Annotated in this window: 11 protein-coding genes; all 11 read left to right on the top strand. The window is 73.4% G+C overall.

Annotated features, from left to right (window positions below):
• Positions 1-106 precede the first annotated feature (106 nt).
• Positions 107-1,768, top strand: a complete 1,662-nt coding sequence (locus tag ACFWBY_RS25240) for a protein kinase (protein WP_385337620.1) — start codon at positions 107-109, stop codon at positions 1,766-1,768.
• A 115-nt stretch (positions 1,769-1,883) separates the two neighbouring features.
• On the top strand, positions 1,884-2,306 hold the full coding sequence (locus tag ACFWBY_RS25235; protein WP_385337623.1) for a hypothetical protein: 423 nt from the start codon (positions 1,884-1,886) through the stop codon (positions 2,304-2,306).
• 145 nt (positions 2,307-2,451) lie between these two features.
• Complete coding sequence (locus ACFWBY_RS25230) at positions 2,452-2,913, top strand: hypothetical protein (RefSeq protein WP_385337625.1); 462 nt, start codon at positions 2,452-2,454, stop codon at positions 2,911-2,913.
• A 130-nt stretch (positions 2,914-3,043) separates the two neighbouring features.
• Complete coding sequence (locus tag ACFWBY_RS25225; RefSeq protein WP_385337628.1) at positions 3,044-3,733, top strand: PadR family transcriptional regulator; 690 nt, start codon at positions 3,044-3,046, stop codon at positions 3,731-3,733.
• 32 nt (positions 3,734-3,765) lie between these two features.
• The gene (locus tag ACFWBY_RS25220; protein WP_385337631.1) at positions 3,766-4,497 is read left to right on the top strand and encodes an ABC transporter ATP-binding protein; all 732 of its coding nucleotides are present in this window, start codon (positions 3,766-3,768) and stop codon (positions 4,495-4,497) included.
• Positions 4,494-7,346 carry an FtsX-like permease family protein gene (locus ACFWBY_RS25215; protein WP_385337634.1) on the top strand — a complete coding sequence of 951 codons (2,853 nt, stop codon included), beginning with the start codon at positions 4,494-4,496 and terminating at the stop codon, positions 7,344-7,346. Before ACFWBY_RS25220 ends, ACFWBY_RS25215 begins: the two co-directional genes overlap by 4 nt.
• A 116-nt stretch (positions 7,347-7,462) precedes the next feature.
• Positions 7,463-8,002, top strand: coding sequence for a bacterial proteasome activator family protein (locus ACFWBY_RS25210; protein WP_385337637.1), 540 nt, complete (start codon positions 7,463-7,465; stop codon positions 8,000-8,002).
• 350 nt (positions 8,003-8,352) lie between these two features.
• Entirely contained in the window at positions 8,353-9,231 is an 879-nt protein-coding gene (locus ACFWBY_RS25205) for an NTP transferase domain-containing protein (RefSeq protein ID WP_385337639.1), read from the top strand.
• Complete coding sequence (locus tag ACFWBY_RS25200) at positions 9,228-10,571, top strand: molybdopterin molybdotransferase MoeA (RefSeq protein ID WP_385337642.1); 1,344 nt, start codon at positions 9,228-9,230, stop codon at positions 10,569-10,571. Before ACFWBY_RS25205 ends, ACFWBY_RS25200 begins: the two co-directional genes overlap by 4 nt.
• Positions 10,559-11,659 carry a potassium channel family protein gene (locus tag ACFWBY_RS25195; RefSeq protein WP_385337645.1) on the top strand — a complete coding sequence of 367 codons (1,101 nt, stop codon included), beginning with the start codon at positions 10,559-10,561 and terminating at the stop codon, positions 11,657-11,659. The genes ACFWBY_RS25200 and ACFWBY_RS25195 overlap by 13 nt, the downstream gene beginning before the upstream one ends.
• A gap of 36 nt (positions 11,660-11,695) precedes the next feature.
• Positions 11,696-12,673, top strand: coding sequence for an NAD(P)H-quinone oxidoreductase (locus tag ACFWBY_RS25190; protein ID WP_385337648.1), 978 nt, complete (start codon positions 11,696-11,698; stop codon positions 12,671-12,673).
• Positions 12,674-12,777: the final 104 nt, after the last annotated feature.

Below are 12,777 nucleotides of genomic sequence, written 5' to 3'. Positions count from 1 at the left end.
CACGGAACGGGCACCCGGCTTGACGTGTGCTTGCCCTCCGGCAGACTGGGCGCGACATGCGCTCAGCCGGACGCGTAGGGACACATCCCGAGGGGAAGCAACAGTCATGAGCCAGGACGGCACTCAGGGCCAGTACGCGGGCGGCTCGCTTGCCGGTGGCCGTTACCAGCTGAGGGATCTGCTCGGCGAGGGCGGGATGGCTTCCGTCTACCTCGCCTACGACTCCGCGCTCGACCGGCAGGTGGCGATCAAGACCCTGCACAGCGAGCTCGGACGCGAGCAGTCCTTCCGCGAGCGCTTCCGCCGCGAGGCCCAGGCTGTAGCGAAACTGTCGCACACCAACATCGTCTCGGTGTTCGACACCGGCGAGGGCGTGGTCGCCTTCGCCGACCCCGGCCGGGACGACGGCGCGGTCATGCCGTACATCGTCATGGAGTACGTCGAGGGGCAGCCGCTCGGCTCCGTCCTGGACGGGGACGTCAGGCAGTACGGGGCCATGCCCGCCGACAAGGCGCTGAAGGTGACGGCCGACGTACTGGCCGCCCTGGAGAGCAGCCACGAGATGGGGCTGGTCCACCGCGACATCAAGCCGGGCAACGTCATGGTGACGCGGCGCGGCGTGGTCAAGGTGATGGACTTCGGCATCGCGCGGGCCATGCAGTCGGGGGTCACCTCGATGACGCAGACCGGCATGGTCGTCGGCACCCCGCAGTACCTCTCCCCCGAGCAGGCGCTCGGCCGGGCCGTGGACGCCCGCTCCGACCTGTACTCGGTCGGCATCATGCTCTTCGAGCTGCTGACCGGGCGGGTCCCCTTCGTCGCGGACTCCGCGCTGGGCATGGCGTACGCGCACGTGCAGGAGGACCCGGTCGCCCCGTCCTCCATCAACCGCTCCGTGACCCCGGCGGTGGACGCCCTGGTGGCGCGGGCACTGAAGAAGAACCCGAACGAGCGTTTCCCCACGGCGGCGGCCATGCTCGACGAGGTCGCGCGGGTTGCGGGCGCCGGGCAGAGCGGAGCCCCGGTCATCGTCCCGGGCTCGCACCCGACCAACAGCGGCGCCGGGCTCGGCTCGGCCGTGTTCCCGCCGGTGGACTCCGCCCTCCAGGCGCCGCCGCAGTCGCTGCAGCAGCCGTACCAGCCGCAGACCCCGGCGCCGTACGCGTACGCGCCGACCCCGCCTCCCGCGCAGACGCCCGCGCCGGGGGCCTACGGGTATCCGCAGCAGCACCAGACGTCGCCTCCGGGTCCGTACGCGGCGACGCCGCCGCCGTACGCCGTCTCGCCGCAGGGCGGACAGAACGTGCAGGGGCACAGCGGCGGGGGCGCCGCCGGGAAGAAGAACACCCCGCTCGTGGTGGGCGCCATCGTGGTGGCTCTGCTGGCCGTGGGCGGGCTGATCGCCGTGCTGAACTCGGGCGGCGACAAGGACAAGGACGTGACGGCGAACCCGTCGGCGTCCGGTTCGGCGAAGACCGGCCACAAGGGGCCGGACCTCTCGCGCACGATCGACCCGGCCAAGTGCACGGAGCCCTCGAAGGACTTCAGCGACGCGACCAAGGTGCGGGCGCCGGACTTCCGGTACATGAACCAGGTCTCGGTCAAGGCGTGCATCCGGGCCGGCGGCTGGAAGTACGACGAGAAGCCCCGGGACGAGGCGGTCTACGGCGAGGGCACGGTCGTCGAACAGCAGCCGGCCGGCGGCGACAAGATCGACCCGAAGAACACGACCTTCACCTTGTGGGTGTCGACCGGCAACCCGGAGTGACGCCGGGGCGGTGACGCCGGGGCGGCGACACGTTGTGGTGACGGACGGTTAGCCCGGTGTGTGCGGCTTCTGGTACATACGCGCAGGACAGACCCGCCGAACTCCGGGAGTCCTCGTGCCGAACCTCGTCCGCATCCTGACCGGCGCCGCCGCGGCGCTGGCGGCCGGCCTGCTCGCCGTCTCGCCCGCCTCGGCCGCCGGGCCCTCGTCGAGCTGCGAAGCCACCGGCGCCTACGGCAGCGCCGACTGGGCGTGGCTGGACGGCTCCGCCATCCTCCACGTCACCCTCACGTCCGTGGACACCGCGGACGACTCCCGGGTCGCGGGGGTCCAGCTCTACACCCTGGACAACGCCGGCCACTCGCACGAATGGCCGTGGCGCTTCAACAAGGGCGGGGCCGGGAGCAGCCGCACCTGGAACACGGACCTGCGGGACGACCGGGGCATCGTGCGCGTCGGAGTGCAGGCCGCGGCGTTCAACGATGCGGGCTACCGGACCCTGTGCGGGTCCGGGTCCGTGCGCAACCCGTACTTCTGACCGGGACCGTCCCCGGCGGCCGGTCCCCTGCGGCCGGTCGTACGCGGCCGGCCGGCTCGGCTTGCCCGTACAGCCCGTACAGCCCGTACAGCCCGTACAGCCCGTACGGGATGCCGGGTTTGTCCCGTTATGCAAATCTGAGGGCGTGACATACGCCCGCGCGCTGCGCTGGACCGCCGGGGCGGCGATGGTGACCGCCACGCTGCTGATCGCGGCGCCCGCGCACGCCGGCCCCGCGCACCGCGCCCGCGCGCTCGCGCCGTCCTACGCACAGGACGCCGGCGGCGACGCGGCCGGCGAGGTGTTCGAGGAGCTCGCCGGAAGCGCCGCCGGCGCCGGGCGGGAACGGCCCGGGCTGCCGGCGACCGAGCCCCCCAACCCCGAGGCCGTGCTCGTCTCGCGTCCCGTTCCGGTGCGCCCGCGCCCCGAGCCCGCCCGGCCGGTCCTCCCGACCCCTTCCGCCACGGCGCTGGTCGGCGCGCTCGGCACCGAGCCGAACGAGCGCGCCGCCGACCTGGCCGCGCACATGCTGCCCCTCGGAACGGGGTTCGCCCTGATGGGGACGGGTCTCGGATTCATGGGAATGCGGCTGCGCCGAGGGCGCTGAACCCCGCCGCGAAAGCGCCCGGAGCCCTTGCCCGCGTCCCTCCCTGGAGCGACACGGGCCCCTTCTCCCTCTCACGGCGTAGGCCTCAGGATGGTTGCGGCGACGGGCATACTCGGTATACATACTGAGTATGTCGATCCGCCACGGCCTTCTCGCACTGCTGGAACGGGGACCTCGGTACGGCTCCCAGCTGCGCTCCGAGTTCGAATCCCGTACCGGTTCCACCTGGCCTCTCAACGTCGGGCAGGTGTACACCACCCTCGCGCGCCTGGAGCGCGACGGCCTCGTCGCCCCCGGGGGCGAGGACACCGCCGGGCACACCCTCTACGCCATCACCGAGACCGGGCGCCTCGAACTGCGCGAGTGGTTCGGGCGCCCCGTCGACCGGGCCAACCCGCCCCGCGACGAGCTCGCCATCAAGCTCGCCATGGCCGTCGGCGCCCCCGGCGTGAACATCCGCGCCGTCATCCAGGCTCAGCGGCACGCCACCGTCCAGGCCATGCAGGACTACACCCGCCTCAAGGCGCAGGCGCTCACCGCCATCGAGACGGGGCGCGGCAGCGAACGCGACGACATCGCCTGGCTCCTGGTCCTGGAACAGCTGATCTTCCAGACCGAGGCCGAGGCCCGCTGGCTCGACCACTGCGAATCCCGGCTCGTACGGCTCTCCGCGAACCGTGCGCTCGCACCGGCCGAGGCCGAGCCGCCCGAGGGCGGCGGGCCGGGCGCTCCCGCCGAGGCCACCGCGACCGCCATCCCGACCACGACCACGACCAACGACCGGACTCTGCCCCGTACCGCCCGCGCGCGGCGGGGCTGAACCACCGCTCCACGTCCCAGGGGGGACCCTTCATGCCCGACCAGCCCGTATTGCAGCTGGACCAGCTCGTCCGCACCCACGGCAGCGGCGCCACCGAGGTGCACGCCCTGCGCGGGATCAACCTCAGCGTCTACCCCGGCGAACTCGTCGCCGTCATGGGCCCCTCCGGGTCCGGAAAGTCCACGCTGCTGACCCTCGCCGGCGGACTCGACACCCCGACCAGCGGCAAAGTGATCGTCGAAGGCACCGACATCACCACCGCGAGCCGCAGGCAGCTCGCCGCCCTGCGCCGCCGCAGCATCGGGTACGTCTTCCAGGACTACAACCTGATCCCGGCCCTCACCGCGGCCGAGAACGTCGCCCTGCCGCTCGAACTCGACGGCGTCTCCGCCCGCAAGGCCCGCGGCTCCTCGGTCGCGGCCCTCGAGGAGATGGGCCTCGGCCAGCTCGCCGACCGCTTCCCCGACGAGATGTCCGGCGGCCAGCAGCAGCGCGTGGCCATCGCCCGCGCCCTCGTGGGCGACCGCCGCCTCGTCCTCGCGGACGAGCCGACCGGCGCCCTCGACTCCGAGACCGGGGAATCCGTACTCGCCCTGCTGCGCTCGCGCTGCGAGGCCGGCGCCGCCGGGATCCTGGTCACGCACGAGCCGCGCTTCGCGGCGTGGGCCGACCGCGTGGTGTTCCTGCGCGACGGCAGCGTCGTCGACGAGACCCTGCGCAGCCAGGCCGACTCCCTGCTCACCGGGCAGGCGGCCGCTCAGTGATCGCCTCGTACCACTCCTGGATCGCGGCCATCCGCATCGCCCGCCGCGACGCCTGGCGCTCCAAGGGCCGCAGCGCCCTCGTCCTCGCCATGATCGCCCTGCCCATCGTCGGCGTGAGCGCCGTCGACCTCACCGTGCGCAGCTCCCAGCTCTCCGGCGAGCAGCGCATGGAGCGACTGCTCGGCGCCGCCGATGCCAAGGTGACCGACCCGGAGATGGGCACGGCGCTCTACCAGAGCCCCGACGCCCAGAATTACGCCCCGGTCGGCGGATTCGACGCGTACGACCCGTCCGCCGGGGGCGGGCGGGACGACGCCGCCAAGCCCGCGCCGGAGCTCCCGGCCGGCGCCCAGTCCGTCAAGGACAGCCTGTCCCACGGGAAGGTCCGCAGCCGGTACGGGATCCTGGAGACCGCACTGCGGGAAGTCGACCCGGCGAACCCGCTGGTCAAGGGCCTGTGGAAGCTGGACCGCGGCCGACTGCCGCAGGCGGCGGGCGAGGTCATGGCCACCAATGCCTTCCTGGAGGAGTCCGGTTACTTCGTCGGCTCCAGCGTGACCCCGCGCGAGTCGACCACGACGTACAAGATCGTGGGCGCCTACGAGATGCCCGACGCCCTGAAGCAGCCGCAGCTCCTCGCCACGCCCGGCACCCTGATCGCCCCCCTCGACCGGGACCTGAAGGCCGCCGGCAGCCAGGGCCTGCGCGCACGCGACGCCTACCTGGTGAAGGTCGGCGGTGACGGTTTCACGTGGAACATGGTCATGCGGGCCAACGCCAACCGGCTGATCGTCGAATCGCGCGTCGTCCTGCTCGACCCGCCGGCCGACTCCGAGGTGCCGCTCTACAAGGAGCAGCCCAACAGCAAGTGGCAGCCCAACGCCGCCATGAGCGCCACCGAAGTCGCCATCGTCTCCACCGTCGTCGGCCTCGCCATGCTGGAGATCTGCCTGCTGGCCGGACCCGCCTTCGCGGTCGGCGCCCGGCGCTCGCGCCGCCAGCTCGGCCTGGTCGGCGCCAACGGCGGAGACCGGCGGCACATCCGGGCCATCGTGCTCTCCGGCGGCCTCGTCATCGGCGCCGCGGCGGCCGTCACCGGCACCGTCATCGGCGTGGCCCTCACCATCGGGCTCCGTCCGCTGCTCGAAGACGCCATCGGCCAGCGCTTCGGCGGCCTCGACGTCCGTCCGCTGGAGCTCCTCGCCATCGGCCTGCTCGCCGTCCTGACCGGGCTGCTGGCCGCCATCGTCCCGGCGGTCACCGCCTCCCGGCAGACCGTGCTCGCCTCCCTCACCGGCCGTCGCGGCGTGCGCCGGGCCAACCGGGTGCTGCCCGTCCTCGGCCTGCTCGCCATCGCGGGCGGAGCCGCCATCGCCCTGTTCGGCACCGTGTCCGACATGGGCTCCACCGTGGTCGCCGGCGGCAGCGCCATCGCCGAGCTGGGCGTCGTCGCCCTCACCCCCACCCTGGTCGGCCTGTTCGGGCGGGCCGGCCGGTGGCTGCCGCTCTCGCCCCGGCTCGCGCTGCGCGACGCCGTCCGCAACCGCGGACGCACGGCGCCGGCCGTGGCCGCCGTCCTGGCCGCCGTCGCCGGCACGGTCGCCGTGGCCACCTACCAGCACAGCAAGGAGATCCAGGCGCGGCACGAGTACGTCGCCCAGCTGCCCCACGGGGCCGGGCTGATCGAGACGAACGACAACTCCGCGTTCCGCGACGTCATCCCGATGCGCGAGTCCCTGGCGAAGGAACTCCCGCTGGCCGTGAGGGCCGACGTGGAACGCCCCGCCGTCGGCAAGCCGGGCTGCTCGACCTACTCCTCCAGCCCGGACTGCGGGCGGGCCGAGATCGTCATCCCGAAGCCACAGCGCTGCCCCCTCTTCACGGCCGAGAACGGCCCCAGTTCCTTCAGCGTGGAACAGCAGAGGGAACTGCGCAACGACTGGCGGTGCAAGGACCCGCGCTTCGGCGTCCGGGCACCCCTCGTCATCGCCGACGAGAAGCTGCTCTCCGTCCTGGCCGTCGAGGATCCCGATGCGGTGTCCGCGCTGAAGGAGGGCAAGGCCGTCTCCTTCAAGAGGCAGAACGTGGCCGACGGCAAGGTCACCGTCCGGCTGATCATGGGCCGGGACGGCCGCGCGGGGGGCTCCGCCCCCGGTGAACCGGAGCCCGGCGAGGACAAGGTGTTCGCCGCCTACCAGGTGTCCGACACGACGAACGGCTACGGCGTGGAGCTGGTGCTGCCGCCCTCCGCCGCGAAGAAGGCCTCCATCGCCACCGCCCCCTTCGGCTCGTACTTCACCCTCGACGGGGAGGCGAGCTCCGAGCAGCGCCAGCGGCTGGACGGGGCCCTCGACAAGATGGGCCTGGACGCGTCCGTACAGATCGAGAAGGGCTACCAGGGCAACGACAGCCTGGCCATGCTCGCCCTGACCGTCTTCGCGGGCCTGGTCACCATCGGCGCGGCCGGCATCGCCACCGGACTGGCCCAGGCGGACGCCGAAGGCGACCTGAAGACCCTGGCGGCGGTCGGCGCCCCGCCGCGGGTGCGGCGCACGCTCAGCGGCTTCCAGTGCGGGGTGGTCGCCATGATGGGCGTCGTCCTCGGCTCGGCGGCCGGGATCCTGCCCGCGGTCGGACTGCGCCTCACCGAACGCCGGGCCATGGCCGACATGGTGCGGTCGGGCATCGAGAACGGCTACGCGGCGGCCTCCGAGACCGTCCCGTACGTGCCGATCGCGGTGCCGTGGACCACGCTGGCCGGGCTGCTGGTCGCGGTCCCGCTGGGCGCGGCCCTGCTGGCGGCCCTGGTCACCCGTTCCAGCGGGGCCCTGGCGCGGCGCGAGGTCTGACGCGGGACGGCCGCCCGCGGCCGAGCACGGGCGGCATTCGTGCCCCCGCACAGGGTGGATCACGCCTGTGCGGGGGCACACCGTGTGCAAGCGAAGGTGTGCGAGAGAATGACGGCATGGAGATGCCGAGGAGTGAACGGTCGCAGGACAGCCCCCCGCACGGCCTGATCGTGGGGCAGGACGGGATGCCGGTCGGCGGCGCCGATGACGAGTCGCGCGAGGTCCCGGTGACGGAGATGGTCGAACAGCCCGCCAAGGTCATGCGGATCGGCAGCATGATCAAGCAACTCCTGGAAGAGGTACGCGCCGCACCTCTGGACGAGGCCAGCCGGGTCCGTCTCAAGGACATCCACGCCGCGTCGGTGAAGGAGCTGGAGGACGGTCTCGCTCCCGAGCTCGTCGAGGAACTGGAGCGGCTCTCCCTGCCCTTCACCGAGGAGGCGATCCCCTCCGAGGCGGAACTTCGGATCGCCCAGGCCCAGTTGGTGGGCTGGCTGGAGGGCCTGTTCCACGGCATCCAGACGGCCCTGTTCGCCCAGCAGATGGCGGCGCGGGCCCAGTTGGAGCAGATGCGCCGCGCCCTGCCCCCCGGTTCGTCCCACGAGGACGAGGAGGACGGCGCCCACGGCGCCGTCCGCTCGGGCCCGTACCTCTAGTGCTGTGGCCGGGAAGGTTTGCCGGGCCGCGGCGTCCGGTGCGGTGCATCGCAAGGCGGAGGACCGCGGCTCGTACTGGACGTACTTCCGTGGTCCGACAACGCGGCGAGGTGCCGTGCCGGGCGTCGCGACCCGGTGAGCCTTTCCGGTCACAGCACTAGGCGCCGGCCAGAACCGAGCGAAGTTTTCGGGGCCGCACGCACCCTCAGGGGCGCGGGCGGCCCCGAAGCCGTTCGGGGCGCATTCCCGGGGGGCCGCGGAGTGCGGCGAAGTCCGGTCTCACAGCGGGTCCGTAAGGAGCCGGTAAACGGCGGAACCCGTACGCAACGCGGTCCCCGCATACTCGGTGCATGACTTACGACGCCATCGTCCTGGCCGGCGGCGCCGCCCGGCGGCTCGGCGGGGCCGACAAGCCCGGCCTCCGCGTCGGCGGACGCCCCCTCCTGGACCGCGTCCTCGACGCCTGCGCCGACGCGGCCACCACCGTCGTCGTCGGCGGCCGCAGGCCGACGGCCCGGCCCGTGCGCTGGGCCCGCGAGGAGCCGCCCGGCGGCGGCCCCCTCGCCGCGCTGGACGCCGGGCTGCGGCACACCACGGCCGAGCGGGTCCTCGTACTCTCCGCCGACCTGCCGTTCCTGGACGCACGGACGGTACACCGGCTCCTCGACGCGCCCGGCGCCGACGGGGCCCTGCTCCGGGATCCCGACGGCCGCGACCAGCCCCTCGTCGCCGCCTACCGCGCCGAGCCGCTGCGCAGGGAAATCGCCCTGCTGGCCACCGAACACGGCTCCGTGACCGGCCTGTCGCTGCGCGCCGTGACCGCCGAACTCGAACTCGCCCACGTCACCGCGGCTGCGCCACTCGCCTCCTTCGACTGCGACACCTGGGACGATCTCGCCGTCGCTCGCGCCCGGATCAGAGAGCATGGAACCGTGCTGGAATCATGGATCACCGCCGCAAAGTCCGAGCTGGGCATCGACGTGGACGTCGATGTCAAGACCCTGCTCGACGTCGCCCGTGACGCCGCCCACGGCGTCGCCCGGCCCGCCGCCCCGCTGACCACCTTCCTGGTCGGCTACGCCGCGGCCCGCGCCGAAGCCGCCGGCGCCGACCCCGCCGAAGCCGTCGCCGAGGCCTCCGCCAAGGTCGCCGACCTGGCCCTGCGCTGGGCGGCGGAGACCCCCGGCGGCGAGGGCGGCGCCGCCGCCGAGGAGACTGGATCCGGATGACCGCCGACACCGACGCCGACGCGGAGACCACCGCCACCGGCGCCGCCACCGCCTCCGACGCCGCGTCCGACGCCGACCGGGCCCTCGACCAGGCCCTGGCCCTGGTCAGCCGCAACCCGGACGGTGGCGGCCACCGCGCCGCGCCCTGGCTGCACGCCCGGCAGACCGCCGGCCGCGCCGGCACGGCCGCTCCGGCCCGCAGCCGGCAGGTCCCCCTGGCCGCCGCGCTGGGCGAAGTCCTCGCCGCGCCGCTGACCGCCCTCGGTGACCTGCCCTCCTTCGACACCTCCGCCATGGACGGATGGGCCGTCGCCGGACCCGGCCCCTGGACCGTCCGCCCCGGCGGCGGCGCACTGGCCGGCTCCGCGCGCCCCGCCCCCCTCGCCGACGGCGAGGCCGTACGGATCGCCACCGGCGCCCGGATCCCCGCCGACACCACGGCCGTGATCCGCAGCGAGCACTCCCGCGAGGCCGGCACCCAGCTGTACGCCGGGCGGCCCGTCGCCACCGGCCAGGACATCCGCCCGCGCGGCCAGGAGTGCCGCTCCGGCGACCTCCTGCTGCCCTCCGGGTCCCTGGTCACCCCGGCCGTCCTCGGCCTGGCCGCCGCCGCCGGGTACGACGAGCTCACCACCCGGCCCCGGCCGAGCGTCGAGATCCTGGTCCTCGGCGACGAACTGCTCACCGAAGGCCGCCCGCACGACGGCCTCATCCGCGACGCGCTGAGCCCCATGCTGGGCCCCTGGCTGACCCGGATCGGCGCCGAGGTCGTCTCCGTGCGCCGCCTCGGCGACGACCCGGCGGGCGCCGAGGCCCTGCTGCGGGCCGTCACCTCCTCCACCGCCGACGTGGTCGTCACCACCGGCGGCACTGCCTCCGGCCCCGTCGACCACGTGCACGCCGTGCTCGCCAAGGCCGGGGCCGAGCTGCTCGTCGACGGAGTCGCCGTACGCCCCGGGCACCCGATGCTGCTGGCCCGCCTCGGCGGCCGCGCCGACGGCCGCCACGTGGTGGGCCTGCCCGGCAATCCGCTCGCCGCCGTATCCGGGCTGCTGACCCTGGCCGAGCCGCTGCTGCGCGCCCTGGCGGGCCGCGGCGCGCGCCCCCGGTACGCGGTGCCCGTGCAGGGCGACGTACCGGGCCATCCGCACGACACCCGGCTGGTCCCGGTCCGGCTGACCGACGAGCACGCCGTGCCGCTGCGCTACAACGGCCCTGCGATGCTGCGCGGGGTGGCCGCCGCCGACGGACTGGCCGTCGTACCACCGCACGGGGCACGCTCGGGGCAGGACCTGGAGATCCTCGATCTCCCGTGGGCTTCAGGGGGATGTTTCACGTGAAACTGCACGGCTCGGACGCGATGGCCCGCGGCGCCGACGAGAAACTCGTCTCGCGCCGCATCAAACTGCCCCGGCGGGAAGTCGAGAAGCCGCTGCGGCAGGTCACGCGGCGGCTGCTGATGGCGCTGTTCGTGATGTGCCTGACGGTCCTGATCGTATGGATCGACCGCGACGGCTACCACGACAACGCCAACGAAAAGGTCGACTTCCTCGACTGCGTCTACTACGCGACCGTCACGCTGTCGACGACCGGCTACGGCGACATCGTCCCGTACAGCGACAGCGCGCGGCTGATCAACGTCCTGCTCATCACGCCGCTCCGCGTCCTGTTCCTGATCATCCTGGTCGGAACCACCCTCGAAGTCCTCACCACCCGCACCAGGGAAGAGTGGAGGCTCAACCGCTGGAGGAAGAACTTGCGCGACCACACGGTCGTCGTCGGCTTCGGTACGAAGGGCCGTTCGGCCCTCCAGACGCTGCTGGCCACCGGCCTCTCCAAGGAGCAGGTCGTCATCGTCGACCCCAGCGCCAAGGTGATCGACATGGCCAGCGCGGAAGGGTTCACCGGGGTCGTCGGCGATGCCACGCGCTCCGAAGTACTGCTGCGCGCAGAGCTGCAGAAGGCCCGTCAGGTCGTCATCGCGACGCAGCGGGACGACACGGCGGTACTGGTCACCCTGACGGCACGCCAGCTCAACCGCGGCGCGAAGATCGTGGCGGCCGTCCGGGAAGAGGAGAACGCGCCGCTGCTGCGCCAGTCGGGCGCGGACGCGGTCATCACGAGCGCGAGCGCGGCGGGCCGTCTGCTCGGGCTGTCGGTGCTCAGCCCGAGCGCGGGCACGGTGATGGAGGACCTGATCCAGCAGGGCAGCGGCCTCGACCTGATCGAGCGTCCGGTCACCCGGGCGGAGGCCGGCAAGTCGGTCCGGGACACCGCCGACCTGGTCGTCAGCGTCCTGCGCGGCCACCGCCTGCTCCCGTACGACGATCCGCACGCGAGCCCGCTCCAGCTGACGGACCGTCTCATCACCATCGTCCGCGCGGCCCCGCCGACTTCCCCGCCGGTGGTCCTGGGGTCGATGGAGTAGTCCGCCGGGCGGCGGCCCGGGCGGTAGCCTCCCGCCATGCATGCGATCACCATCGAACAGCCCGGCGGTCCCGACGCCCTGGTGTGGGCCGAAGCACCCGATCCGGTGGCCGGGGACGGCGAAGTCCTCGTAGAGGTCGCGGCGAGTGCCGTGAACCGCGCCGACGTCCTGCAGCGGCAGGGGTTCTACGATCCGCCGCCCGGGGCCTCGCCCCACCCCGGCCTGGAATGCTCCGGGCGCGTCCGCGCGATCGGGCCCGGGGTATCCGGCTGGTCGGTCGGCGACGAGGTGTGCGCGCTGCTGTCCGGCGGCGGGTACGCGCAGAAGGTTGCCGTCCCGGCGGGCCAGCTGCTGCCGGTACCCTCGGGCGTGGACCTGGTGACGGCGGCGGCCCTCCCGGAGGTCGTCACTACGGTCTGGTCGAACGTCTTCATGGTCGCGGGCCTGCGCCCCGGCGAGACCCTGCTGGTGCACGGCGGGTCCAGCGGCATCGGGACCATGGCGATCCAGCTGGCGAAGGCGGTCGGCGCGCGGGTCGCGGTGACCGCGGGCGGCAAGGAGAAGCTGGCGCGCTGCGCGGAGCTGGGCGCCGACATCCTGATCGACTACCGCGAGCAGGACTTCGTCGAGGAGGTACGGGCGGCCACCGGCGGCGCCGGTGCGGACGTGATCCTGGACATCATGGGCGCCAAGTACCTGACGCGGAACGTGGAGGCGCTGGCCGTCAACGGGCGCCTCGCCGTCATCGGGCTCCAGGGCGGGGTGAAGGCGGAACTCAACCTCGCCACCCTGCTGGGGAAGCGCGCGGCGATCACCGCCACGACCCTGCGGGCGCGGCCGCTGGAGGAGAAGGCGGCGATCGTCGCGGCGGTACGGGAGCACGTGTGGCCCCTGGTCGAGGCGGGCCGGATCCACCCGGTCGTACACGCCCGTTTCCCGATGCGGGAGGCCGCCGAGGCCCACCGTGTCCTGGAGTCCAGCGCGCACGTCGGCAAACTGCTGCTGACCGTGTGACCGTCTCGCCCTTCGACCTTTCGACCTTTCGACCTTTGAGCCGCCTGCGCGCGGCGCGAGCCTCCGGGCGGCGGCGGGGCTGAATCCCCGCCGCCGCCCGGACC

The organism is Streptomyces sp. NPDC060049 (genome assembly GCF_042736715.1).
Taxonomy (GTDB): Bacteria; Actinomycetota; Actinomycetes; order Streptomycetales; family Streptomycetaceae; genus Streptomyces.
The sequence above is the reverse complement of the archived record's forward strand: the minus strand, read 5'-3'. Positions and strand labels throughout refer to the sequence as shown.